Annotated in this window: 20 protein-coding genes and 1 pseudogene; 14 read left to right on the top strand and 7 right to left on the bottom strand. The window is 73.5% G+C overall.

Features of this window, described 5'->3' with window-relative positions; genetic code table 11:
• The first annotated feature begins 76 nt into the window (after window positions 1-76).
• On the top strand, window positions 77-604 hold the full coding sequence (locus ITJ44_RS10600; RefSeq protein WP_370551676.1) for a dienelactone hydrolase family protein: 528 nt from the start codon (window positions 77-79) through the stop codon (window positions 602-604).
• Between the two features lie 59 nt (window positions 605-663).
• Here the strand turns inward: ITJ44_RS10600 and ITJ44_RS10595 are convergent, their stop codons facing one another.
• Entirely contained in the window at window positions 664-1,218 is a 555-nt protein-coding gene (locus tag ITJ44_RS10595) for a TetR/AcrR family transcriptional regulator (RefSeq protein WP_194635308.1), read from the bottom strand.
• A 59-nt stretch (window positions 1,219-1,277) separates the two neighbouring features.
• Here ITJ44_RS10595 and ITJ44_RS10590 point away from each other — a divergent pair, with 59 nt between their 5' ends.
• Entirely contained in the window at window positions 1,278-2,012 is a 735-nt protein-coding gene (locus ITJ44_RS10590; protein WP_194635305.1) for an NADH(P)-binding protein, read from the top strand.
• A gap of 63 nt (window positions 2,013-2,075) precedes the next feature.
• On the opposite strand, the gene ITJ44_RS10585 is transcribed toward ITJ44_RS10590, so the two are convergent.
• Together ITJ44_RS10585 and ITJ44_RS10580 are read right to left on the bottom strand one after the other, a co-directional pair.
• Window positions 2,076-2,618, bottom strand: coding sequence for a hypothetical protein (locus tag ITJ44_RS10585; protein WP_194635304.1), 543 nt, complete (start codon window positions 2,616-2,618; stop codon window positions 2,076-2,078).
• A 163-nt stretch (window positions 2,619-2,781) separates the two neighbouring features.
• A complete protein-coding gene (locus ITJ44_RS10580) occupies window positions 2,782-3,531 on the bottom strand; it encodes a GntR family transcriptional regulator (RefSeq protein WP_194635302.1) in 750 nt (249 codons plus the stop codon).
• A 166-nt stretch (window positions 3,532-3,697) separates the two neighbouring features.
• Here ITJ44_RS10580 and ITJ44_RS10575 point away from each other — a divergent pair, with 166 nt between their 5' ends.
• The 4 genes from ITJ44_RS10575 (at window position 3,698) to nagA (ending at window position 7,720) form a co-directional block, all read left to right on the top strand.
• Window positions 3,698-4,147 (top strand): PTS glucose transporter subunit IIA, encoded by a 450-nt coding sequence (locus ITJ44_RS10575; protein WP_370551675.1) that lies wholly within the window; start codon window positions 3,698-3,700, stop codon window positions 4,145-4,147.
• Window positions 4,148-4,218: 71 nt separating this feature from the next.
• Window positions 4,219-5,778, top strand: a complete 1,560-nt coding sequence (locus ITJ44_RS10570; protein ID WP_228494975.1) for a PTS transporter subunit EIIC — start codon at window positions 4,219-4,221, stop codon at window positions 5,776-5,778.
• Window positions 5,778-6,563, top strand: a complete 786-nt coding sequence (nagB, locus tag ITJ44_RS10565) for a glucosamine-6-phosphate deaminase (RefSeq protein ID WP_194635298.1) — start codon at window positions 5,778-5,780, stop codon at window positions 6,561-6,563. Before ITJ44_RS10570 ends, nagB begins: the two co-directional genes overlap by 1 nt.
• Complete coding sequence (gene nagA, locus ITJ44_RS10560; RefSeq protein WP_194635296.1) at window positions 6,563-7,720, top strand: N-acetylglucosamine-6-phosphate deacetylase; 1,158 nt, start codon at window positions 6,563-6,565, stop codon at window positions 7,718-7,720. The genes nagB and nagA overlap by 1 nt, the downstream gene beginning before the upstream one ends.
• A gap of 39 nt (window positions 7,721-7,759) precedes the next feature.
• Here nagA and ITJ44_RS10555 read toward each other — a convergent pair whose 3' ends face one another.
• The 3 genes from ITJ44_RS10555 to ITJ44_RS10545 form a co-directional block, all read right to left on the bottom strand.
• Window positions 7,760-10,969 carry a glycoside hydrolase family 38 C-terminal domain-containing protein gene (locus ITJ44_RS10555; RefSeq protein WP_194635294.1) on the bottom strand — a complete coding sequence of 1,070 codons (3,210 nt, stop codon included), beginning with the start codon at window positions 10,967-10,969 and terminating at the stop codon, window positions 7,760-7,762.
• A gap of 65 nt (window positions 10,970-11,034) precedes the next feature.
• A complete protein-coding gene (locus ITJ44_RS10550; protein ID WP_194635292.1) occupies window positions 11,035-12,378 on the bottom strand; it encodes a 6-phospho-beta-glucosidase in 1,344 nt (447 codons plus the stop codon).
• Complete coding sequence (locus ITJ44_RS10545; RefSeq protein WP_228494974.1) at window positions 12,375-13,121, bottom strand: DeoR/GlpR family DNA-binding transcription regulator; 747 nt, start codon at window positions 13,119-13,121, stop codon at window positions 12,375-12,377. The genes ITJ44_RS10550 and ITJ44_RS10545 overlap by 4 nt, the downstream gene beginning before the upstream one ends.
• Window positions 13,122-13,323: 202 nt before the next feature.
• Here ITJ44_RS10545 and ITJ44_RS10540 point away from each other — a divergent pair, with 202 nt between their 5' ends.
• From ITJ44_RS10540 to ITJ44_RS10515, 6 genes are all read left to right on the top strand, one after another.
• Window positions 13,324-14,328 carry a carbohydrate kinase family protein gene (locus ITJ44_RS10540; protein WP_370551674.1) on the top strand — a complete coding sequence of 335 codons (1,005 nt, stop codon included), beginning with the start codon at window positions 13,324-13,326 and terminating at the stop codon, window positions 14,326-14,328.
• 80 nt (window positions 14,329-14,408) lie between these two features.
• Window positions 14,409-15,695: an ABC transporter substrate-binding protein gene (locus ITJ44_RS10535; RefSeq protein WP_194635288.1), complete on the top strand. Its 1,287-nt coding sequence runs from the start codon at window positions 14,409-14,411 to the stop codon at window positions 15,693-15,695.
• Window positions 15,692-16,690: a carbohydrate ABC transporter permease gene (locus ITJ44_RS10530; RefSeq protein ID WP_194635286.1), complete on the top strand. Its 999-nt coding sequence runs from the start codon at window positions 15,692-15,694 to the stop codon at window positions 16,688-16,690. Before ITJ44_RS10535 ends, ITJ44_RS10530 begins: the two co-directional genes overlap by 4 nt.
• Window positions 16,687-17,610, top strand: coding sequence for a carbohydrate ABC transporter permease (locus ITJ44_RS10525; RefSeq protein ID WP_194635284.1), 924 nt, complete (start codon window positions 16,687-16,689; stop codon window positions 17,608-17,610). The genes ITJ44_RS10530 and ITJ44_RS10525 overlap by 4 nt, the downstream gene beginning before the upstream one ends.
• Entirely contained in the window at window positions 17,607-18,371 is a 765-nt protein-coding gene (locus ITJ44_RS10520) for a glucosamine-6-phosphate deaminase (protein ID WP_194635282.1), read from the top strand. The genes ITJ44_RS10525 and ITJ44_RS10520 overlap by 4 nt, the downstream gene beginning before the upstream one ends.
• 80 nt (window positions 18,372-18,451) lie before the next feature.
• Window positions 18,452-21,442, top strand: a complete 2,991-nt coding sequence (locus tag ITJ44_RS10515; protein ID WP_194635280.1) for a glycoside hydrolase family 2 TIM barrel-domain containing protein — start codon at window positions 18,452-18,454, stop codon at window positions 21,440-21,442.
• Window positions 21,443-21,475: 33 nt separating this feature from the next.
• Here the strand turns inward: ITJ44_RS10515 and ITJ44_RS15895 are convergent.
• Window positions 21,476-22,339, bottom strand: a pseudogene (locus ITJ44_RS15895) (Abi family protein).
• A 242-nt stretch (window positions 22,340-22,581) separates the two neighbouring features.
• Here ITJ44_RS15895 and ITJ44_RS10500 point away from each other — a divergent pair.
• Both ITJ44_RS10500 and ITJ44_RS10495 read left to right on the top strand, forming a co-directional pair.
• Complete coding sequence (locus ITJ44_RS10500; RefSeq protein WP_194635274.1) at window positions 22,582-23,154, top strand: NADPH-dependent FMN reductase; 573 nt, start codon at window positions 22,582-22,584, stop codon at window positions 23,152-23,154.
• 162 nt (window positions 23,155-23,316) lie between these two features.
• The gene (locus ITJ44_RS10495; protein WP_194635272.1) at window positions 23,317-24,366 is read left to right on the top strand and encodes a LacI family DNA-binding transcriptional regulator; all 1,050 of its coding nucleotides are present in this window, start codon (window positions 23,317-23,319) and stop codon (window positions 24,364-24,366) included.
• The last annotated feature ends 161 nt before the right edge of the window (window positions 24,367-24,527 follow it).

Raw genomic sequence — 24,527 nt, 5'->3', positions numbered from 1 at the left:
CATCGCGCCCGGCTACACGGCCCGCGAGTCGAGCATCGCCTGGCTCGGCCCGCGCCTGGCGTCGCAGGGCTTCGTCGTGTTCACCATCGACACGATCACCACGCAGGACCAGCCGAGCTCGCGGGGCGACCAGCTGCGCGCGGCGCTGTCCTACGTGGCGACCGAGAGCTCGGTGCGCACCCGCGTCGACGGCTCCCGTCTCGCGGTCATGGGCCACTCCATGGGCGGCGGCGGATCCCTGCAGGCCGCCAAGGACGACCCGTCCATCCGCGCGGTCATCCCGATGACCCCGTACGACCTCGACAAGACGTGGCCCGAGGTGGTCGCGCCCACGCTGGTCATCGGCGCGGAGGACGACACCGTCGCCCCGGTCTCCCGGCACGCGGAGCCCTTCTACGAGTCGCTGACGCAGGCGTCGGAGAAGGCCTACCTGGAGCTGCGCGGGGCGAGCCACTTCGCGCCGAACGTCTCCAACACGACCATCGCCAGCGCCAGCATCGCCTGGCTCAAGCGCCACGTCGACGCGGACACCCGCTACGAGCGCTTCATCTGCCCGGCGCCCGCGGTGAGCCTCCAGATCAGCGAGTACCGCAGCACCTGCTGACGGCGGCGGTCGCCGGCGCGCCGCGCGGTGTCGCCGCTGCCGCATCCGCATCCGGCGGCTCAGCGGCGCGGCAGCCCCGCGAGGTAGGCGGTCAGGACGCGCGTGGGGTCGAGCGGCGCCGCGTCGGCCACGCCGTAGAGGAGGAGCGCGTCGACGAGTCCCACGAGGTCGACGGCATGCGTCGCCGGATCCCGCACGCCGACGGCCCGGAGGATGCCCGTGCCGGTGTCGACGAGCGCGGCCCTCACGGGCGCGTCGGAGGTGAGCGGGGAGCGGAGGTCCGGATCGTCGCGCAGCTCGGACAGGAGGGCGAGCCGGACCGCCTGGGCGTCCCGGCGTGCGGACAGGCGGTCGAGCATGGTGCGCGCCACGGACACGGCGGCCGCGTCGTCGAGGACCTCGGGGACGGCGAGGTCGCGCAGGTCCTCCTCGAGCTGCTCGGTGATCCGCGCCACGACGAGACCCGTGAGCTCCCGGCGGCTGCGCGCGTAGTAGCTCGTGGATCCCGCGGGCACGCCGGCCTCGACGTCCACCGCGCGGTGCGTCAGGGAGCGGATGCCGCTCCGCGCGACCAGCCGCACGCCCGCGTCGGCGAGCTCCTCGCGTCGTCCCATCCCCACCTCGATCCTCTACCAGGGTAGTGTCCTCTACACGCGTAGAGGATGGAGCGGGCATGAGGGTGGCAGTGGTCGGCGGCGGGATCTCGGGGGCGGCGATCGCCCGGGCCGTGGGGGAGCGGGGAGGGGAAGCCCGGCTGCTGTCGCGGTCGACGGGATTCGACGTGCTCCGCGACGACGCCGCGGCGGCGATCGCCGGGGCGGACGCCGTGGTCGAGGCGACGGGGCTCTTCACGACGAGCGCGCGACGGGCGACCCGGTTCTTCACGGGGTCGACGCGGGCTGTCGGCGCAGCCGCCCGCGCCTCGGGCGCGCGGCACGTCCTGCTGTCCATCGTCGGCTGCACGCTGCCGGAGGTGCAGGGGTACGGCTACTTCGCCGGCAAGACGGCGCAGGAGGATGCTGCCCGGCAGACCGGCGCGGATCTCGCGATCGTCCGGTCGACGCAGTGGTTCGAGTTCGCGCGGCAGAACCTGGAGCGCATGCGGTTCGGGCCGGTGGCGCTGGTCCCGGGGATGCGGATCCAGCCCGTCGCGCTCGGCGCCGTGGCGGGTGTGGTGGCGGATGTCGCGCTGGGCATCCGGCCGGGCCCCGTCGTGGAGGTGGCGGGACCGGAGGTCATGACGCTATGGGACATGACCCGCGCGCTCGACGGCATGGGAGCGCGGCCGGCACCGCTGCCGCTGCCGCTGCCCGGGCGGCTCGGCCGGGCGTTCGCCGGAGGCGCGCTGCTCCCGGGATCCGGGGTCGAGGTCGTCGGCCCGCGGTACGCGGACCGCGACGCGCGCTGACCCGCCCGCGCAGCACGACGGCGGGGCGCCCGTGGGCACCCCGCCGTCGTCCGTGCATCGCGACTAGCTCCGGAAGCGGTCGACCCAGCCGGCGATCGGGCGCTGCTGCTCACCCTGCTGGGCGGCGAGGACCACGAGCACGGCGGTCAGCGCGGGGATCGCCCACTGCAGCGCCTTCTGCTGCTTCTGCGCGCTGGCCAGCTCCTCCGAGCTGCCCGCGCCGGGCTCGGTCGTGCCCGCGGCGCCCTCGTCGGCGTGCTTGGCCATGCGCGCGCCCACGAGCGCGGAGTACAGCGTCACGCCGGCGGCGCCGAGGGTCAGCACGGTCTTGACCTTGGTGTTGGCGCGCGCCTCGCCCTGGAACTTGAGGCGGTCCTTGTTGGCGGCGATGAGGCCGAGCCCGCCGATGGCGTGCGCGCCGAGGGCGGCGAGCTGCACGGGCGCCCAGCGGGCCCAGCCGATGGACGCCAGGCGCACGCGCTCCTGGGGCTGCTTCGCCTTCGCGGCGGCGCCGTTGAGGCCGACGGCGCCCATGAGGGATCCGCCGAACCAGGCCGCGAGGCCGAGGTCGTGCATGCTCCTGATGACGGTGTTGCGTTCTGACATGGTGCTTCTCCCGAGTGGTCCGGGGCCGCGCGCGGGGCGGCCGCTCTCCGTGAGCTGGACGCTACGCCCGGGATCGCGCGGTGTGTCGGCCGGTGGCGGATGCCCAGGATCGCGACATCGCGGGCGGGCGGGCGGGCGGTTCGGCGAGGCGGATCCGGCCGGGTCAGTCGCCCGTGAGCGCCATGTGCACCTGGTAGCGGTCGCCGCGGTACCAGGACGTCACGTGCTCGACGGGCGTGCCGCCCGCGCGCGAGGTCCGGCGGAAGACCAGGGTCGCGGATCCCTCGGGCACCTCGAGCGCCTCGGCCGTGCGGGCGTCCGCGGCCTCGGTCCACACCGTCTGCTCCGCGCCGTCGATGTGCACGCCGTACCGCTCGGCGAGCACGGCGTAGAGCGAGGCGGTGAGGTCGTGGTCGCCGAGGTCGGATGCCACGCGCGGGGAGTACCAGCCGAGCTCGATGGCCATGGGGGTGCCGTTGGCCAGCCGCAGCCGCTCGACGGACCACGCGCGCTCGCCCTCGTCGAGGCCGAGGGCGGCACGCGCCGGGAGGGGCGGGACGTCGATCCGGGCGCTCCGCACGATCGTGGTCGCCGCCATCCCGCGCCGCCGCATGTCCTCGGTGAAGGAGGCGAGGTGCAGCTGCGTCTGGATCCGCTCCCCGGCCACGAACGTGCCCTTCCCCTGCACCGTGTACAGCCGCTGCTCCTCGACGAGCTGCCGCACCGCCTGCCGCACGGTCGCGCGGCTCACGTCGTGGGTGGTCGCGAGCTCCCGCTCCGACGGGATGGCGGAGTGCGCGGGCCAGGCGCTGCCGATGTCGGCGAGGAGGGTCTCCCGCAGCCGGGCGTGCTTGGGGATCCGGCCGGGCGCGACGACGGCGGTGCGGGCGGTGGCGTCTCGGGATCGGGGCATGCGGCGCGGCCTTCGGCGTTGACACGACGGGTCGGTGCCACGTAGCTTCACCGGTACGTACCAGTGCACGGCCGTGTGTCCCGTCGTATGGGGGATGTTCGTCGCATCGACTCTAGATGCCCGGCGGTGGTGCATACCAGTTGTCCGTCGCATCCGAGGAGTCCCCGTGGTCCATGTGCTGTCCCCGCTCGTGGGCGTCGCCCTGCCCCTGTCGTCCGTGCCCGACGCGCTCTTCGGCGCGGGGGTGATGGGCCCCGGGGTGGCGATCACGCCGCCCGCCGAGGTCGTCGACGTGGTCGCCCCCATCGACGGCACCCTGCTGCAGGTCTTCCCGCACGCCTTCGTCGTCGTGGCCGACGACGGCCTCGCCGTGCTCGTCCACCTCGGCATCGAGACCGTGGGGCTCGCCGGCGCGGGCTTCACGGCCTTCGCCGCCAAGGGCGACCGCGTCGCCGCCGGCACCCCCGTGATCGCCTACGACGTCCCCGCGATCCTCGCCGCGGGCCTGTCCAGCGTGGTCCCCGTCATCGTGCTCGAGCGCCAGGCGGAGGACGTCCGCGTGCTCGCGGACGAGGGGGCCGCCGTGCTCCCCGGCTCGCCCCTGCTCTCCGTCTGACCCGCCCGACCCGAAGACCCACCGCTCCGCCCACCGTCGGAGCCCACCGTGAGAACCGCGAAAGAGGACCCATGACCGCCACCGCCACGCCGCGTCGCCGACGCTCCGTCCCGGGCTTCGCCCAGATGCAGCGCCTCGGCACGAGCCTGATGCTGCCCATCGCGGTGCTGCCCGCCGCCGGGATCCTGCTCCGCCTCGGGCAGCCCGACCTGCTCGGCCGCGTCGACCTGCCCGTCATCGGGCCGTTCTTCCAGGCGATGAGCGCGGCGGGCGGCGCGCTGTTCGACAACCTGGCGCTCCTGTTCGCCGTGGGCGTCGCCATCGGCTTCGCCAAGAAGGCCGACGGCTCGACCGCCCTCTCGGCGGTCGTCGGCTACCTCGTGCTCTCGAACGTGTTCAAGGCCATGTCGCCGGTGGTGCTCGCAGGCCAGACCACGGCCGCCGGCGCGCAGGTGCAGATCGACTACAGCGTCTTCGGCGGGATCGTCGTGGGCCTCGTCACCGCCTGGCTGTTCGACCGGTACCACACCATCCAACTGCCCTCCTACCTGGGCTTCTTCGGCGGTCGCCGGTTCGTGCCGATCGTCGTCTCCCTCGCGAGCCTGGTCATCGGGTTCGGGCTGAGCTACGCGTACCCGGTCTTCGACCTGGGCCTCGCCGGCCTCGGCGCCTTCATCGGCGGCACGGGCGCGCTCGGCGCGTTCGTGTACGGCTTCACCAACCGGATGCTCATCCCCGTGGGCCTGCACCACATCCTCAACTCCTACGTGTGGTTCCTGCAGGGCTCGTACGCGAAGGCCGACGGCAGCGTCGTCACGGGCGAGCTGACCCGCTTCGCCGCGGGCGATCCCACGGCGGGCACGCTCACCTCGGGCTTCTACCCGGTGCTCATGTTCGGGCTCCCCGCGGCGGCGCTGGCGATGATCCACCTGTCCAACCCGGCGCAGCGCAAGGCGGCCATCGGCATCCTCGGCGCGGCGGGTCTCACGGCGTTCCTCACCGGCGTCACCGAGCCGTTGGAGTTCGCGTTCATGTTCGCGGCCTTCCCGCTGTACGTCGTGCACGCCCTGCTCACCGGGCTCTCGCTCGCGATCGCGAACCTGCTCGACATCCACCTCGGCTTCTCGTTCTCGGCGGGCCTCTTCGACCTGCTGCTGTACGGCACCGCCCCCGCGGCCAAGAACGTCGGGCTGCTCGTGGGCATGGGCGTGGTGTACTTCGCCGTCTACTACGTGCTCTTCCGCGTCGTCATCAAGCGGTGGAACCTGCGCACGCCGGGCCGGGAGGAGATCGCGGCGCCCGTCGACGAGGCCGTGGCGACGGGCGCGGGCGCGGATGCGGGGGTCGCGACCCCTGCGCCCGCGGCCTCCGCGCCCGCTGCCCCCGACGTCGCCGCATCCACCCCGACCGCCGAGCGGCTGATCCAGGCCTTCGGCGGGCGCGACAACCTCGTCCTCGTCGACGCCTGCATCACCAGGCTGCGCGTCGAGGTCCAGGACCGGACGCTCGTCGACCACGCGCGCCTCAAGGAGCTCGGCGCCGCCGGCGTGATGGAGGTGGGGGACAACGTGCAGGCGGTGTTCGGCCCGCGCGCGGAGTCGCTGAAGGACGCGATGCGCGAGGCCATCTGATGGAGGTCGTCGTCGTCCCGACCGCCCGGGACGCCGCCGTGCTCGTCGCCGACGCGTGCAGCGCGCTACTCGCGCGCCGGCCGGATGCCGTGCTCGGCCTCGCGACCGGCTCGACGCCCCTGCCGCTGTACCGGGAGCTGATCCGGCGCCACCGGGAGGAGGGGCTGGCCTTCGCGGGGGCGCGCGCCTTCCTCCTCGACGAGTACGTGGGCCTGCCCGACGGCCACCCCGAGCGGTACCGCGCGTTCATCGCGGAGGAGCTCGAGCGGCACGTCGACTTCGCCCCGGACGCCATCGTCGGGCCGGGCGATGTCGCGTCCGACCCCCTGGAGGCGGGCCCCGCCTACGAGCGCGCCATCCGGGAGGCCGGCGGCATCGACCTGCAGATCCTCGGCATCGGCGCCGACGGGCACCTCGCCTTCAACATGCCCATGTCGAGCCTCGGCAGCCGGACGCGCCTCAAGACCCTCACGCCGCAGACGCGGCGGGACAACGCGCGCTTCTTCGGCGGCGACGTGGACCGCGTGCCGACGCACTGCCTCACGCAGGGGCTGGCCACGATCCTCGACAGCCGGCATGCGATCCTGCTCGGCTCCGGCCGGGCGAAGGCGCCCGCGGTGCGCGCGGCCGTGGAGGGGGCGCTGTCGGCGCGCTGGCCCGCGTCCGTGCTGCAGCTGCATCCGCACGCCACGGTGGTCGTCGACGAGGAGGCCGCCGCCGAGCTGGAGTTCCTCGACCACTACCGCGACACGTTCGCCGGCAAGCCGGCCGGGCAGGGCATCTGATGCGGCTGCGCGCCGCCCGCGCGCTGGTCGACGGCGCGTTCACGGGGCCGGTCGTCGTCGACGTCGCGGCGGGGCGGATCACGGCCGTGCGCCCGGCGACCGGGGCCGAGGTCGTCGACCACGACCTGGTCGACGGGACCCTCAGCGCGGGCCTGCTGGATCTCCAGCTCAACGGCTCGTTCGGCGTCGACGTCGCGTCCGCGGACAGCGCGGGCTGGCGGACGCTCCTCGCCGGGCTCGCCTCCCGCGGCGTCACCGGGGTGGAGCCGACCGTGATCACGGCGCCGCTGCCCGAGATCGCGACCGCCCTCGCCGGCGTCGGGCGCGCCAGGGCCGAGCTCGCCGCCGAGCCGGTGGCGCGGATCCTGGGGGCCCACCTCGAGGGGCCGTTCATCTCCCCCGCGCGCAAGGGCGCGCATCGCGTGGAGTGCATGCTCCTCCCCACGCCCGCCCACCTCGACGCGCTGCTCGCCGATCCCGCGGCCCGCGCGGCGCTGCGCACGGTCACGCTGGCCCCGGAGCTGCCCGGCGCCGTGGAGGCGACGCGGCGGCTGGTCGGCGAGGGCTGCATCGTCTCCGTCGGCCACAGCGACGCCACGGCGGCCGAGGTGGACGCCGCGGGCGACGCGGGCGCGACGATGACGACGCACGTGTTCAACGCCCAGCGGTCCCTCAAGCACCGGGAACCCGGCGTGCCGGGCGCCGTCCTCACCGACGAGCGCTTCTTCGTCGGGACCATCATCGACGGCCAGCACCTCGACCCGCGCGTGGTGTCGCTCGTGATGAGCGCCGCCGGCCCGCGCATGGTCGGGGTGACCGACGCCATCGTGACCGCCGGGCGGGAGAGCGGGGAGTGGCACGAGTTCGGCGGTCAGCCCGTCGCCAACGACGCCTCGGGCCTCGGCCGCCGACGGGACGGCACGATCGCCGGAGCCGGCGTGGTGCTCGACGAGGGCGTGCGGCGCATGATCGCCGCGGGTCTGGATCCGGCCCGCGTGCTCGCCGCGTGCACCGAGAACCCCGCCCGCTCGCTCGGGCGCGCCGACGTCGGCCACGTGGCCGCGGGGGCGGCCGCCGACCTGGTGTGGTGGGACGCCGCCTGGCAGCCGTCGCGGGTGTGGATCGCGGGCGAGGCGATCCGCCGTCCCGCCGGCTGAGCCGCGGCCGCCCGGCAGGGCGGCCGCCGCCCCGTCGGGTCAGGCCCGGTGGATCCGCACGGTGATCACCTGGAACGCCCGCAGCACGAGCCGCACGCCGCGGCCGTCGGCCTCGGGCTCGAACGCGATCGACCGCGGGAAGCCCTCGCCGAGCGGGCGCTCGAGCACGTCCACCTCGGTGAAGCGGTCGGCGGCGAGGTGGGCCTCGAGCCGGGTCGCGGCGCGCGCGCCCGTGGACTCGTAGAGCCGCACGATCACGTCGCCCGAGCCGTCGTCGGCGAGCTTGAGCGCCTCGATCCGCACCGTGCCGCCGTGCACCGAGACGAGCCCGGACGCGGTGGGCAGCGAGGACGGGACGACCTCGGCGGACGCGAACGCGGACGCGGACGCAGGCGCGGGCGCGGACCCGACGACGGCCGGCGCCGCCTCCGTCGCGTCGCCGGGGCGCACCACGCGCACGGGCAGGTTCTGCTCCAACCCCGCGTCGACCGCGCCCTCGATGCCGACGCCCGGCACGAGCGCGTACTCGAAGCGGTGGTGGCCGATGTCCTGGGTCGGGTCGGGGGAGCGCGCGGCCCGGACCAGGCTGATCCGCAGCTCCGTCTCCACCTCGCCCGTCGCGCCGACCGTGCGCGTGATGTCGTGGCCGTAGCTGCCCGCGTTGGTGAGCGCGACGCCGTAGCCGGGCTCCTCCACGTGCACGAAGCGGTGCGCCATGACCTCGAAGCGCGCCTCGTCCCACGACGTGTTCGTGTGCGTGGGGCGGCGGACGTGCCCGAACTGGATCTCCGCGCTGTGGTGCTGCGCGTGGATCGTGAGCGGGAAGGTCACCTTGAGGAGCTTCTCGTCCTCGAGCCAGTCGAGGTCGGCCGTGGCGTGGATCCGGGCGTCGTCGGCGTGCAGCGACACCCGCTGCACGACGCGCGAGCGCCCGAACTGCCGGACGACCTCGATGGTCGCGCGGAGCTCCGAGTCCTCGACGAGCTCGACCGAGGCCGCGTCGACGAGGTCGGTGCGGCTCGCGCGGTAGTGCGCGTCGACGTCCCACGCGTCCCACGCGGTGGGGATGTCCTCGTGCAGCTGCAGCAGGTTCGCGGCGCGGCCGGCGGGCACGAGCTCGCGGTCGGCGAAGCGCCGATCGACGATCGAGGTGATGAGGCCGCGCGCGTCGACCGTGACGCGGAGCAGGCCGTTGTCGAGCACGGTGCCGCCGTCGGCGGGCGTCGTGACGACGGGGGAGACGGGCTCCACCGCGACGAGCGGCGCGATCCCGCTGCCCGGCACCGCGACGAGCGCCAGCGCGGATCCGTCGGCCGCCTCCACGAGCGCCGTGCGCGCGTGGCCGGTCGAGTTCACCGCGAACGCGCCGGATCCGTCGCCCTCGCCGTCCGCGACCGCCTGCGCCGTGACGCGCGCGATGGCGTCGGCCACGAGCGCGTCCAGCTCGGCGAGGCTGCGCGCGTAGTCCTCCTCGTTCTCCCGGTGCACCCACGTGATGGAGGAGCCGGGGAGGATGTCGTGGAACTGCTGCAGCAGGGTCTGCTTCCAGAGGCGGTCGAGCGCCTGGTACGGGTAGTCGGCGCCCGTGCGGACGGCCGCGATGGTCCACCACAGCTCGGCCTCGCGCAGGCGGTGCTCGGCCTGGCGGTTGCCGCGCTTCTCCCGGGCGTGCGACGTGAACGTGCCGCGGTGCAGCTCGAGGTACAGCTCGCCCACCCACACGGGCGCGTCCGGGTACTCGGCCTCTGCCTTGCGGAAGAACTCGTCCGGGTGCTCGACGACCACCTTCGGCGACCCCTCGAGGTCGGCCGTGCGCCGCTGGCGCTCCATCATGTCGCGCGTGGGCCCGCCGCCGCCGTCGCCGTAGCCGAAGGGCGCGAGCGACATGGTCGCGCGGCCCTTCTCGCGGAACTGCCGCACGGCGTGGTGCGTCTCCTCCGCCTCGAGCGTGGAGTTGTAGGTGTCGATGGGCGGGAAGTGCGTGAAGATCCGCGACCCGTCGATGCCCTCCCAGAAGAAGGTGTGGTGCGGGAACGTGTTGGTCTGGTTCCAGGAGAGCTTCTGCGTGAGGAACCAGTCGAGGCCCGCGAGCTTCGCGATCTGCGGGAACGACGCCGTGTAGCCGAACGAGTCGGGCAGCCACACGCCGTGGGTCTCGACGCCGAGCTCCTCCTGGAAGAAGCGCATGCCGTGGGTGAGCTGGCGGATCATCGCCTCGCCGCCCGGCAGGTTGCCGTCGGGCTCGATCCACATGGATCCGACCGGGTACCAGGTGCCGTCGGCGATGGCCTGCTTGATCCCCGCGAACACCGTCGGGTAGTTCTCCTTCACCCAGACGTACTGCTGCGCCTGCGAGCACGCGAAGCGGAAGTCGGGGTACTGCTCGGCGAGCCGGAGCACGTTGGAGAAGGTGCGCGCCGTCTTGCGCTTCGTCTCGCGGATGGGCCAGAGCCAGGCGCTGTCGATGTGGGCGTGGCCGACGCCGCTCAGCGTGTGGGCGCTCGGCACGGCGGGGCGGGAGAGCACGTCGGCGAGCTCGGCGCGCGCGGCCGCCGCGGTGCCCACGATGTCGTCCATCGCGAGCACGTCGAGCGCGCGCTCGATGGCGCGGAGCACCTCGTGGCGGCGCGGCTCGGTCTCAGGCAGCTCCATCAGCAGCTGGTACAGCACCTCGACGTCGAAGCGCAGCGCCCACACCTCGGGCTCGAACACGGCGAGCTCGGCCTGGCGGAAGCGGTAGATGGGCTCGGCGGGCGCGGTCGCCTTGTCGCCGTAGGGCGTGGGCACGAACTCGTCCACCAGGATGTCCGGGTTGCCCGCCGCCTCCACCAGGAAGCGCACCTGCTCGCCGCCCGCTGCCTCGTCGGCGAGGCGCACGTAGGTGTTGCGCGGGTGGATCCCCTTGACCGGCACGCCGTCCATCGTGTGCACGAGGCACTCGGCCTGGTTGCCCGGCCAGTCGCCGATGAAGCCGGGGTCGATGAGGAGCTCGACCGTGCGGCCGGCCCACTCCGCGGGGATCTCGCCGGTCACCTCGAACCACCACGTGGACCACGCGCGGCCCCACGGCTCGCCGAGCGCGAAGGGCGCGTACTCCTGGCGCATCGCCTCGGCGACGGGCACGGGCTCGTCGGGCGCCATCCACGCGCGGAGCGAGACGGGCGTCTTCGACGAGTAGACGGCGGGGGTGATCCGCTCGTCGAGCGCGCGGAGGATCCGCTCTTGGACGAGCTTCTGGTTCTGGTGCATGGGGAGTCCTTCGGGAGGTCGGGATGCAGGCAGTCGGGTGGGCGCGGCGGTCGTGGGCCGGCGCGTCAGCGGAGGTAGGAGAGCGCCGGGAACGCGTGCATCGCGTCCTCCAGCAGGGAGCGCGCGACCGTGACGGAGTCGACGAGCGGGTGGTGCGCGAGCGCGCGGACGGCCGCGGCGCGGGATCCGCCGAGGCCGGCCTCGATGGTCTGCCGCTCCACGTACTTGGCGTTCGTGACGAGGCCCACCCCGAAGTCGGGGAGCTCCGTGCCCGCGACCGGATGCGCGCCCGAGGCGTCGACCACGCACGGCACCTCGACGACGGCATCCTGGTCGAGCGCCGCGAGCGTGCCGCGGTTCCGCACGTTGAGGATCAGCCGCGCGCTCTGGTCGTACGCGATGCCGCGCATGAGCGCGATGGCGACGTCCTCGTAGCCGCCGGAGACGAGGTCGTCCTCGTCCCGGTCGCCCATGCCGGCCGACTGCCGGTTGGTGGCCATGTAGGTGGTCTCCCGGTCGAGCCGGGTGCGCTCCCACAGCGCGAGCGCGGACACGTCGTGCCGGTGCTCGAGCTGCTCGTAGAAGCGGCCCTGCTGCTCCACGAGGAAGGCGCCGCGGGTCTGCGCGGCCAGCTGGTCGGCGTGCCGGACCTCGCGCCGGAAGTAGTAGTAGTGCAGGTACTCGTTCGGCACGGCGCCGAGCTCGGTGACCCACTCGGCGCCGAAGAGCCGGCCCTCCTCGAACGTGCCGATCAGGTCGGGGCGCGCCATGAGGTCCGGCAGCACGTCGCGGCCGTCGACGCGGAGGCCGCGCAGCCAGCCGAGGTGGTTGAGGCCGGCGTAGTCGATGACCACGTCGTCCCCCGCGACGCCGAGCGCGCCCAGCACGCGGCGGGCGAGGCCGATGGGGGAGTCGCAGATCCCGATGACCCGGTCGCCCAGCACGCGCGACATGGCCTCGGTGACGACGCCGGCGGGGTTCGTGAAGTTGATGACCCAGGCGTCGGGCGCCTGCAGGCGGATCCGCTGGGCCAGGTCCATGACCACCGGCAGCGTGCGCAGCGCGTACGAGATGCCGCCGTAGCCGACGGTCTCCTGGCCGATGACGCCGTGCGCCATGCCGAGCCGCTCGTCGCACGAGCGGCCGGCCATGCCGCCCACCCGGATCGCGGAGAAGACGAACGCGGCGCCCGCGAGCGCCTCGTCGAGGTCGGTGTGCAGCGTGATCACCGGGGCGTCGGCGTACGCGGCCGCCTGCTCGGCGAGCACGCGCGCGACGGCCGTGAGGCGCACCTCGTCGGTGTCGTAGAGGGCCACGTGGTCGACGCGGCCGGCCTCGTGGTCGCGCAGCAGCGCCGAGTAGACGAGCGGGACGCGGAAGCCGCCCCCGCCCAGGATCGTGAGCCTCATGCGACGGTCACCGACACTCCCTTGTCCGCGAGGCCCTGCGACACCCGCTCGTGCGGGGCGGCCTCGGTGATCAGCTGCGTCAACGACGCGGTGGGGGCGACACGGCCGGCGCCGGTGCCCGGGAACTTGGAGGAGTCGGCGAGCACCGTGACCCGGTCGCTCATCTCGGCCATCGCGCGCTTGATGGGCACCTGGGCCATCGTCGTGTCGCGCAGGTCGCCGTTGTCGGCGATGCCGCTCACGCCCACGAACGCGTGGTCGGCGTGCAGCATCCGCAGGCTCTCGGCCGTGAGCGGGCCCGACACCGAGCGGTAGACCGGATCCCAGTCGCCCGGCAGCAGGATGAGCCGCACCGCCCGGTCGTCCCGCAGCACGTCGAACGCGGCGACGTTCGCGGTGATCACGGTGAGGGTCCGTCCGCGCAGCTGCTCGGCGAGGTGCAGCGTGGTGGTGCCGATGTCGAGCACGACCGACTGGCCGTCCTGGATCTGCGCCGCCGCGGCCCGCGCGATCCGCTCCTTGGCCTCGCGGTTGACCTGCTCGACCTCGGCGAAGGGCGCGTCGACCTCGACGAGCACCGCTCCGCCGTGGGTGCGCCGGAGCGCGCCCTGCCCGTCGAGGCGGGCCAGGTCGCGGCGGATGGTCGCGTCGCTCGTGCCGGCGACCTCGGCGAGCTCCGCGACCGTCGCGCTGCGGGTGGCGCGCAACCGGTCGAGGATCACGAACTCTCGGGCGTCTCTCATGATGTGAACATTAGCGCGCAGATTCAGTCAGAAACAATCTCGTAATGAACAAGGTCTTCCATCCATGTGCTCACATGGGCTAGAAACGTCACTACCGGTCGGAGCTCACCCGACGACCGCGTCCTCCGGCAGCGTCGCCGTCGGCGGACCGCCCACCACCCGCCGTGTCCGCACGGTGCGATCCCGAGAAGCCGAGGTCACCGTGCCAGCAGCCCCCCGCCCCGAGCGGCCCGCCGGCCTGCTGGTCGTCGGCCAGCTGTTCGCGGACGTCGTGTTCGGCGACCTGCCGAGCGGTCCCCGCCCGGGCCACGAGATCTGGACGTCGTCCTTCGGCCACGGCCCCGGCGGGATCGCCAACTTCGCGGTCGCCGGCGCGCGCCTCGGGGTGCCCACCGTCCTCGCGGCCGCCGTGGGGGTGGACCCGTTCTCCCTCCTCGTGCGCGCCGAGCTCGCCGCGGAGGGGATCGCCCTCGACCACCTCGTGACGCTGGACGACTGGGCGCTGCCCGTCACCGCGTCGCTCGGCTACGACGACGACCGCGCCATGGTCACGGGCGGCGTCGCCTGCCCGCTCACCTCCGACGAGCTCGTGCCCGGCGCCATACCGGCCGTCGCCGCGGCGCTCGTGCACCTGGATCCGCACCGCGCCTCCTGGGTCGGCCGCGCCGCCGCCGCGGGCACCGACGTGTACGCCGACGTCGGCTGGGACCCGTCCGAGCGGTGGGACCCGGCCATCCTCGATCAGCTGGACGAGTGCCACGCCTTCCTCCCCAACGAGCTCGAGGCCGCCGCGTACACGGGCACCGGCTCCGCGGTCGAGGCCGCCCGGGCGCTCGGCGCGCGCGTCCCCCTCAGCGTCGTCACCTCCGGATCCCGCGGCGTCGTCGCGGTCGACTCCGCCCGCGGCGAGGAGGTCGTCCGCCCGCCGCTCGCCGTGCGCGCGGTCGACGCGACCGGCGCGGGCGACGTCTTCGGCGCATCGCTCGCCGCCTCCGCCCGCGCGCCGTGGTCGCTCACCCAGCGCGTGGACTTCGCGTGCCTGGTGGCGGGGATCACGGTCACCCGCCCCGGCGGCGCGGCCGGCGCCCCGCGGCTCGACGAGCTCGTGCCGTGGCTGCGCGCGCACCCCGCGGCCGCCGAGCCCGGCCGCTACGACTACCTCATCGACGCCCTCTCGCATCCCGACGCGGCCCGCCTGCTCGCCTGAGCCGTCCGACCGCCTCCTCCCCGATCCCCCTCCGCCCGTCCGCTCCGAATCATCTGTCCCTCACCGAATCGAGAACCACCATGCCCATCCCCACCGCCCGCCGCGCTCGCGCCCGGCGCATCGTCGTCGGCGTCGCGACCCTCGCGCTCCTCGCGCCGGTCCTCGCCTCCTGCTCGTCGTCGTCGGGATCCTCGGCGGGCGGCCAGCTCGACCTCTGGATCTGGCCGGACGGCCTCAGCCAGACGGTGCTCGACAAGGTTCCGGCCGAGGTGCCCGGCACGACGCTCAACGTGTCCACCATCGGCGGCGACTTCAAGCAGAAGCTCGTGACCACGTTCACGGGCCGGTCGGGCCTCCCGTCCGTCACGGGCGTCAAGGGCGAGGACATGCCGTACTTCCTCAGCGAGGACGGCCTCTTCGAGGACCTCGACCAGCTGGGCGCCAAGGACGTCACCGATCAGTACCCGGCCTGGAAGCTCAAGGAGGCGACCACGAAGGACGGCCAGCTCATCGGCCTCCCCATCGACATCGGCCCCACCGCCCTCTACTACCGCGCGGACGTCTTCAAGAAGGCCGGCCTGCCGAGCGAGCCGGCCGACGTCGCCGCGGCGACGTCCACGTGGGACGACTACTTCGCCCTGGGCAAGAAGCTCAAGGCGGCGACCGGCGCCGCGATCTTCGTGGACGCGTCCGATGTGTTCACCAAGTCGCTCGGCCAGGGCACGACCCGCTTCGTCGACGAGGACGGGAACTTCACGGGCGACAGCGACGCCGTGAAGACCGCGTGGGACCGCGCGGTGCTGGCCTACCAGGACGGCCTGACGGCGAACGTCACCGACGGCAGCCCCGACTGGGCCTCGGCCATCACCAACGGCTCCCTCCCCGCGCTGCTCGGCGCGTCCTGGTACCAGGCCGACATCAAGAGCGCGACGGCGAGCACCGCGGGTCAGTGGCACGTCGCGCCCATGCCCGGGGGCCCCGCCAACATCGGCGGCTCGTTCCTCTCCATCCCCTCCGGCACCAAGGACCCCGCCGCGGCGTTCGCCGTGATCAAGGACGTGCTGAGCGAGGACAACCAGGTCACCGCGTACGCCGACAAGGGCATCTTCCCGTCGGCCACCGCGGCCTACGACTCCCCGGAGCTGCAGAAGGGCGATGACTTCTTCGGCGGCCAGTCGACCGTCGGGATCTTCGCCGACGCCGCCGCCAAGATGCCCACCGCCTACACGAGCCCGTACGACAACCAGGTGCAGGCCGCGTTCGTCACCGAGCTGCAGAACGTGACGTCGCTCGGCAAGGACCCCGACCAGGCCTGGACCGACGCCGTCGCCGCCGGCGAGGCCGCCCTGAAGACCGCGAAGCAGTGATCCCCGTCGCCGTCCGCCCGGGAGGGCGCCCGCCCGCGCCCTCCCGGGCGGGCGCGGGGACCCGCGGGTTCCGCCGCACATGGCCGTACTACGTCGCCATCGCGCCGTTCTTCGTGCTGTTCGCGATCTTCGGCCTGTTCCCGGCGCTCTACTCGCTCGTGCTCTCGTTCCAGGACTGGAACGGGCTCGGCACGGCCAAGTGGGTGGGGCTGCAGAACTTCCAGGCGCTCGCGGCCGACGCCACCTTCTGGCTGTCCATCAAGAACACGCTCATCATCTTCGCGCTGTCGACGTTCCCGATGATGGCGATCGCCGTGGTCGTCGCGGCCATGCTCAACTCGGCGAAGCGCCTCAGCACCTTCTACAAGATCAGCTACTTCGTGCCGAACGTGACCAGCGTGGTGGCGATGGCGGTGCTGTTCGGATCCATCTTCGGCGACAGCTTCGGGCTCGTGAACGCGGGCCTCCGGGCCATCGGGCTCGACGGGGTGGCGTGGCTCTCGACGCCGTGGGCGATCCAGGTGACCATCGCGATCCTCATCACGTACCAGTGGACCGGCTACAACGCGATCATCTTCCTCGCGGGCATGCAGGCCATCGGCACCGAGGTCTACGAGGCCGCGAAGCTCGACGGCGCCGGCGCCATCCGCACCTTCTGGTCGGTGACGCTGCCGCTCCTGCGCCCCACGATCCTCTTCGTGCTGGTGGTCTCGACCATCACCGGCCTGCAGAGCTTCACGGAGGCGCAGGTGCTCACGGCCTCGTCCAGCACGACGAACCCGAACTCGGGCGGCGCGGGCCAGGCCGGGCTCACGACCGTCCTGTACTTCTACCAGCAGGCCTTCAACTACAACCGCTTCGGCTACGGCGCCGCCATCGCGTGGGGCGTGTTCCTGCTCGTGGTGATCTTCTCCATCATCAGCTTCCGGCTCGGGTCGGAGAAGAAGGAGAAGGTCGTGCGCGCGCCCGGCACGAGGAAGGGGCACCGCGCATGAGCACCACCGTCCACGCCGCGGGATCCGCCGCGGCCCGCGTCGCCGACCGGGCACCGGGCAGCGCGCGCGCCGACCGCGCCGGCCGGCCCGCGGGTCGCCGGCAGCTGCCGCCCGGCCGCGTCATCCTGCACGGGATCCTGTTCGCCGGATCCATCGTGAGCCTGTTCCCGCTGTACTGGCTCGTCGTGATGGCGAGCAACACCACGAGCGACATCTACAAGTCGCCGCCGGTGCTCGTGCCGGGGCCGTACCTGTGGGACAACATCCAGGCCGTGTTCCGCACGATCGACTTCGGCGGATCGCTCATGAACACCGTGATCGTCGCGGTCTCCGTGACGGTGCTCGTGCTGTTCTTCGACTCCATCGCGGCGTTCACGTTCGCGAAGTACGAGTTCCCGGGCCGGCGGGCGCTGTTCGCGCTGCTGCTCGTGACCTTCATGCTGCCCGCGCAGCTGTCGGTGATCCCGCAGTTCGTCACGATGATCAACCTCGGCTGGGTCGGCCAGCTGCAGGCGCTCATCGTGCCGGCCGCGGCGAACGCGTTCGGCATCTTCTGGCTGCGGCAGTTCATCATCTCGAGCGTGCCGGACGAGCTCATCGACGCCGCCCGCATCGACGGCGCCGGGTTCTTCCGGCAGTACGTCACGGTGTGCCTGCCGCTCATCCGGCCGGGCCTCGGGTTCCTCGGGATCTTCACCTTCATCGCCGCGTGGAACGACTACCTCTGGCCGCTCATCGTGCTCAACGACCCGGGCACGCTGACGCTCCAGGTGGCGATGAGCCAGCTCAACAGCGCCCACGGCAAGGACTACGGCATGGTCATGGCGGGCGCGCTGCTCGCGGTGATCCCGCTGATCGTCGTGTTCCTCATCGGCGCGAAGCAGTTCATCGGCGACATCGCGAAGGGCGCGCTGAAGTGACGTCCGCCTCGACGCGCGCGCCCCGGATCACGGCCGTGGACGACACCGACGCGCTCGGGCTCGCCGCGGCCGACGTGGTGCAGGCGTTCCTCGGCGAGGACCCGGCCGGCGTGCTCGGCGTCGCGACCGGATCCAGCCCCGAGCCGCTCTACGCCGAGCTCGTCCGGCGGCACCGGGAGCGCGGCCTCGTCACCGACGGGCTCTCGCTCGTGGCGCTCGACGAGTACGTGGGGCTGCCGCCCGGGCACCCGCAGTCGTACCTGGCGTTCGTGCGGGCGCGCATCGCCGAGCCCCTCGACGTGCCGAGCGCGCGCGTGATCGTGCCCGACGGCTCCGCGGCCGACCCGCACGCGGCCGCGGCCGAGCACGAGCGGCGGATCCGGCGGCTCGGCGGCGCCGGCCTCCAGGTCGTGGGCATCGGCGCCAACGGGCACCTCGGCTTCAACGAGCCCGGCTCGCCGTTCGACGGGGTCAGCCGCGTGGTGCGCCTCGCCGAGGGCACGCGACGGGACAACGCGCGCTACTTCGGCGGTGTCCCCGCGCGCGTGCCGACCCACGCGATCACGCAGGGGATCGCCACGATCATGTCCGCGGGCCGGATCCTCCTCGTGGCCTCGGGCGCGCGGAAGGCCGACGCGCTCGCCGCGGCGCTCTCCGGACCGGTCACCGAGGAGGTGCCCGCGTCGATCCTGCAGCGGCACCCGCGCGTGACCGTCGTTGCCGACCGAGCCGCGCTCGCCGGCCTCGCGACGCCCGCCTGACCGGCACCGACCCGCCGTCCCGCACCCGCCGCCATCCGCCGCACCGCCCCTCGCCGCACCGACCAGCACCGGAGACCCGCATGTCCCACCTCGACGACGTCGCCCCCGGATCCGCCTCGAGGCTGCCGCCGCGCGCCCGGTTCGCGACCGACGCGCCCGTGCTCCCGCTCGACGGCGACTGGCGGTTCCGCCTGCTGCCGTCGGCGCCGGTCGACGACGCCAGCCGCGCGCCCGACGTCGCGGATCCGACGCTCGACGACGCCGCCCTCGACGCGGCCGGCTGGACGACGCTGCCCGTCCCCTCGCACTGGGTGCTGCACGGCCACGGATCGCCCGCGTACACGAACCTGCAGTACCCCTTCCCCATCGACCCGCCGCACGTGCCCGACGCGAACCCGACCGGCGAGCACCGCCGGGCGTTCACGCTCCCGGAGTCGTTCGCGGACGCCGCGCGCGTGCTGCTGCGCACCGACGGGATCGAGGGGCTCGCCACGTTCTGGGTGAACGGCGTCGAGGCGGGCTGGACCACGGGCAGCCGCCTCACGACCGAGATCGACGTGACGGCGCTGCTCGTGCCGGGCGAGAACGTGCTCGGGATCCGGGTGCACCAGTGGTCGGCCGCCTCCTACCTGGAGGACCAGGACCAGTGGTGGCTGCCCGGCATCTTCCGCCCGGTCGAGCTGCTCGCCCGGCCCGCCGACGCCCTCGACGACGTGCGGGTGCGGGCCGACCGCGACCCGGCCGACGGATCCGGCCGCCTCGACGTGCAGGTCGAGGGCGCGTTCCCCGTCGTGGTGCGCGTGCCGGAGCTGGGGATCCACGTGACGTGGGAGACCCCGGCCGACGTCGCGCCCATCGCCCTCCCCGCCGTCGACGCCTGGAGCGCCGAGCGCCCGCGCCTCTACGACGCGACCGTGTCGTCGCCGGGCGAGACCGCGTCGCTGCGGATCGGGTTCCGCACGGTGCGCATCGACGGCGAGGCGCTGCTCGTCGACGGCCGCCGCCTCACGTTCCGCGGCGTCAACCGGCACGAGTCGCACCCCGAGCGCGGGCGCGTGTTCGACGAGGCCGAGGCGCGCGCCGACCTCGAGCTGATGAAGCGCAGCGGGATCGACGCGATCCGCACGTCCCACTACCCGCCGCACCCGCGCCTCATCGACATCGCCGACGAGCTCGGCTTCTGGGTCGTGCTCGAGTGCGACCTCGAGACGCACGGCTTCTGGGACGTCGAGTGGCGCGACAACCCCTCCGACGACCCGCGTTGGCGGGACGCGTACCTCGACCGCATCGCCCGCACCGTGGGCCGCGACCGGAACCACCCGTCGATCGTGATGTGGTCGCTCGGCAACGAGTCCGGCACCGGGCGCAACATCGCGGCCATGTCGGCGTGGGTCAGGCGCGCGGATCCGACCCGGCCCGTGCACTACGAGGGCGACCTCACGGGCGAGCACACCGACGTCTACTCGCGGATGTACCCGACGCTCGAGGAGATCGACTCGGTGTGCGGCACGCCCGTCGCGAGCATCCACGAGACGACGGGCGCGACCGGGGCGAAGCAGCGCGCGAAGCCGTTCATCCTGTGCGAGTACGGGCACGCGATGGGCAACGGGCCCGGATCCCTCGCCGACTACGAGGACGCCATCGACCGCTGGCCGCGCCTGCACGGCGGCTTCGTCTGGGAGTGGCGCGACCACGGGCTCCTCGCGCGCACGGCCGACGGCCGCCCCTTCCACGCGTACGGCGGCGACTTCGGCGAGCCCGTGCACGACGGCCCCTTCGTGATGGACGGGCTCCTGCTCTCCGACGGAACGCCCACGCCGGGCCTCACCGAGCTCGCCGCGGTGATCGCGCCCGTGCGGGTGCGCGTCGCGGCCGACGGATCCGCCGTGCGCGTCGAGAACCGGCGGCACTCGGCGCCCACCGACGACGTCGACCTGGTCTGGATCCTCGCCCACGACGGCAGGCCCGTCGCCCGCGGGATCCTCGAGCACGCGCCGCTCGCCGCGGGCTCCGCGGCGACCATCCCCCTGCCGGTCGAGGCGCGCGCCGCCGGGCACGCCGAGGAGGCGCACGTGACCGTGCAGGTGGTCACCCGGAACGATGCTCCCTGGGCCGAGGCGGGGCACGTCGTGTCGTCGCACCAGGCCCTCGTGCGCGACCGGCCCGCACCCCGGCCCCGACCCGCCGGGCGCTGGCACGGGGACGCGCTCGGCGTCGGCGCCTTCGACGCGCGCGGCGACCTCGTCGCGTGGGGCGGCCTGCGCGTGCGCGGCCCGCGGCTCGAGCTGTGGCGCGCCCCCACCGAGAACGACCGGGGTGCCGGCCAGGGATCCTACGAGCTGGCCGAGCCCGAGCTCACCCGCGGGCGCGGCGCCGAGGAGACCCCGCCGTCGTCCGACCGCTGGCGCGAGCGCGGGCTGCACCGGCTCACGCACCGGCTCCTCGGCGCGACCCGCACGGCGGACGGCCTGGAGACGCGCATGCGCGTGCAGGCCGCGCACTCCGGCCAGGGCGTCGACGTGGCGTTCCGCTGGACCGCGACCGATCGCGGCCTGCTGCTCGCGACCGAGGTGGTGCCGTTCGGCGCGTGGGACTGCACGTGGCCGCGGGTCGGCGTGCGGATCGACCTCCCGGGCGCGCTCGCCGAGCACCCCGTCACCTGGCACGGCACGGGCCCGGGGGAGGCGTACGCCGACAGCCGCACCGCCGTCCGCGTCGGCCGCTTCGCGTCGAGCGTCGACGGCCTCCAGGTCGCCTACGCCCGCCCGCAGGAGACGGGCCACCGCCCGGAGCTGCGATCGCTCGTGGTCGGCGACGGATGCACGACACCGCTCACCGTGACGACCGTGCCCGACGCCGCCGGCCATCGGGCCGGCTTCCAGCTCTCCCGCTGGACCCCGCAGCAGATGACCGACGTCGGCCACCCCCACGAGCTCCCCGCCTCCGACGGGCTGCACCTCTACCTCGACGACGCCCAGCACGGCCTCGGATCCCGCGCGTGCGGCCCCGACGTGCTCCCGCGCCATGCGCTCTGGCCGTCCCTGCGCACGTGGGAGGTGCTGCTGGGGTAGGGCTACTGCGAGGAGCGGGAGCCGCCCCAGACCTCATCGAGCGGAGGGGAAGCAGATCCCGCCCCTGAACGACGCATTCCTGTCGAGCAGCTCGTCCACGCGCTCGCCGAAGGGACTGTGTCGGTCGAGGGCGCGCGTGTAGCGCTTGAGCGCGATGATCGTGGCGTAGATGGATCCGTCGTTCCGAGCGTATGTCCGCTCGTTCCGCAGGTCCTTCCTCTCGGGTGCCGCCACGATGTTCGATCTTCGGTGCCAGAGCTGCGCGTGATGCGCGCAGGCGTTCCGGAGCACCGCGAGCGCATGGATCGTCGGCTGGAAGCCCGTCCACGGGAGCGACAGCGACTGCGCCGTGAGTCGCGCGGGGGTGGGGTCGGCGAGGTACTGGACCATGCGCGCCAGGACCCCGAAGCTGACCATCTCGATGGCGACCCAGACGGGGACCCCGGAGAGATCGTCTCCGGAGCGGTAGCGGCTCACGGTGACGGACGGTCGACGCAGCTCCCTCTAGATGCTCGTCACGTGGGCGTCCAGGTCAGGGGTGATGGGGAGGTAGTTCTCCGGTCGCAGGTAGAAGGCATCCGCGCCGAGGATCCCGGCGGCTTCGTGGGCGAATCGCGACCGTACGCTGAGCTCCACCTCGGTCAGGCCGGAGAAGAGGAGCTTGCGCAGCTCCTCATCCAGGTCCATGAGCTCGAGGATCTGAGCGAGGGAGGTGCCCGGGACGAAGTCGTTCCGCCCGTCCTTCGGATCCACCTGGAACTGCCTCGCGTATCCGCTGATGCGGTAGTAACTGCGGTCGTAGAGCGCGCGGTCGGTCTCCTCGTCGGAGGCGAGCTCCAGCCCGCGTGAGCGCAGCAGCTCGCGTTGGGCGGCGAGGCTCAGGTGCGGCTTGTCCATGGATCACCTGCTCCTGACATGGAAAGGCCCCCCTCATTTAAGGAAGCCGTGCGGCTCTAGCCTTGGGGGGGCGCTGACGAGAAGAACATAGCAGCCGAGACGCCGTGCATCCTGATCTTCTTCCACTGACTGGCCGCCGCCGCGCGCACGATCCGCTCCGCGACGCCCTCGGGATCCGCCCACCCGCCGGGGCTATGCTCCATGCGCGCGCATGGAAGCGATCCATGCGGGAAGGAACACCCATGAGCACCACCTACCGCGTCGGCTACCTCGTCGGCAGCCTGTCGTCCACCTCCATCAACCGGGCCCTGTCGCTCGCGCTGCAGCGCCTCGGCGCCCAGGCCGGCCTCGAGCTCACCGAGATCCCCATCGCGCCGCTGCCCTTCTACAGCGCCGACATGGACGGGGACTACCCCGACGTCGCGAACGCGTTCAAGGCGCAGATCGCCGACGCCGACGCCGTCCTCATCATCACGCCCGAGTACAACCGCTCGGTGCCCGGCGTGCTCAAGAACGCGCTCGACTTCGCTAGTCGCCCCTACGGCGAGAACGCGTTCCAGGGCAAGCCCAGCGCGGTCATCGGCACGTCCATCGGCGCGGTCGGCACGGCCGTGGCGCAGCAGCACCTCCGCAGCATCCTGTCGTTCCTCGCGTCGCCCGAGCTCTCGCAGCCCGAGGCGTACATCCAGACCACCGAGGGCCTCATCTCGCCCGAGGGCGCGATCTCGAACGCGGGCACCGAGGAGTTCCTCGTCGGCTGGCTGCAGGCGTTCCACGCGCACATCGAGAAGAACGTCGCCGCCGTCTCCGCGTAGAGGACGACGCACGACGCGAGGGGCCCGGGCGGATCGTCCGGGCCCCTCGGCGTGCGCGGCGCCCGGCGGCGGGTGCCCGCCCTCGTGGTGCCGGCCGAGCGGATCGAGGCGCCCGTCGCCCGCTGGCCGAGCGCGCCCGCGCATGCTGGGTACCCTGAGCGCATGGTGACCATCCGCGACGTCGCTGCCGACGCGGGCGTCGCACGCAGCACGGTCTCCTACGTCCTCTCGGGCAAGAAGAAGCTGCCCGACGCCACCCGCGAGCGCGTGCTCGCGAGCGTCAGCAAGCTCGGCTACCGACCGGATCCCGCCGCCCGCGCGCTCGCGCTCCGGCGCACCAACATCCTCGGGTTCCTCGCCTCCATCGACCCGGCGTCGCGCGAGTCCGACATCGAGGTGTTCATGCGCTTCGTGCGGGCCGGGATGTACGAGGCCAACACGCGCGGGTTCGACCTGCTCATCATGGGCAAGGGCGAGGACGAGCTGCGCGGGGACGTGCTCGCGGACGCGCTCGTGGTGATGGACATCCGCGACGACGACCCGCGGATCCCCGTGCTCCAGGCCATCGGCCTCCCCACCGTCCTCGTCGGCCACCCGGGCCGCTCGTCCGCGTTCAGCGCGGTGGACCTCGACTTCGAGGAGGCCGGCCGCGTCGCCGTCGACCACCTGGTCGCGCTCGGGCACCGGGAGATCGCGCTGCTCGGGTCGGGCGCGCCCGCCGCAGAGACGGAGATGGGCTTCGCCGTGCGCTTCCGCCGCGGATTCACGGAGCGGTGCGCGCACCACGGCATCCGGGGCGCGGTCGTCCCCTCCGCGGGCGGCGGCGACGATGCGGCCGAGCGCTGGCTCGACGCGGCGCGCGCCGCCCTGCCCGACGCGAGCGCGGTCGTCGCCCACACGCCCGGCGAGCTCGAGCCGATCGCGGCGGCGCTCCGGGCGCGCGGCATCCGGATCCCCGGGGACTGCTCCCTCATCACGGTCGCGCCCGAGGTGGTCATGCGCCAGGCCGCGCTGCCGCTCACCGTGATCGACCTGCCCGGCGACGAGATGGTGCGCCGCGCCACCGGCCTCGCGGTCGACGAGCTCGCGGGCGCGGCCGAGCCCGGCGTCCTCGAGCTGCTGCCCGCCGTGCTGGTCGAGCTCGGATCCACCGGGCCGCACGCGCCCGGCGTGAGCGGATCCGCGTTCCGGCCCGCGGGCGCCTCCGCCTGAGCCGCGGCACCGCCGGCGCGGCACCGGCATGTCCTGATCATCACGATCGGAGAACCGGTTCGCCGAAAGTGTTGAACCGGTTCTCCAAACCACCTAGGCTCGCCGCGAAGCCGCCGTGACGGGCCGCTCCTCCCCGGCACCGCCGCCGTGGACGGAGGCGG

The sequence above is a fragment of the Clavibacter sp. VKM Ac-2873 genome (assembly GCF_015351075.1).
GTDB lineage: Bacteria > Actinomycetota > Actinomycetes > Actinomycetales > Microbacteriaceae > Clavibacter.
This window is presented reverse-complemented; position numbering and strand designations above follow the sequence as displayed.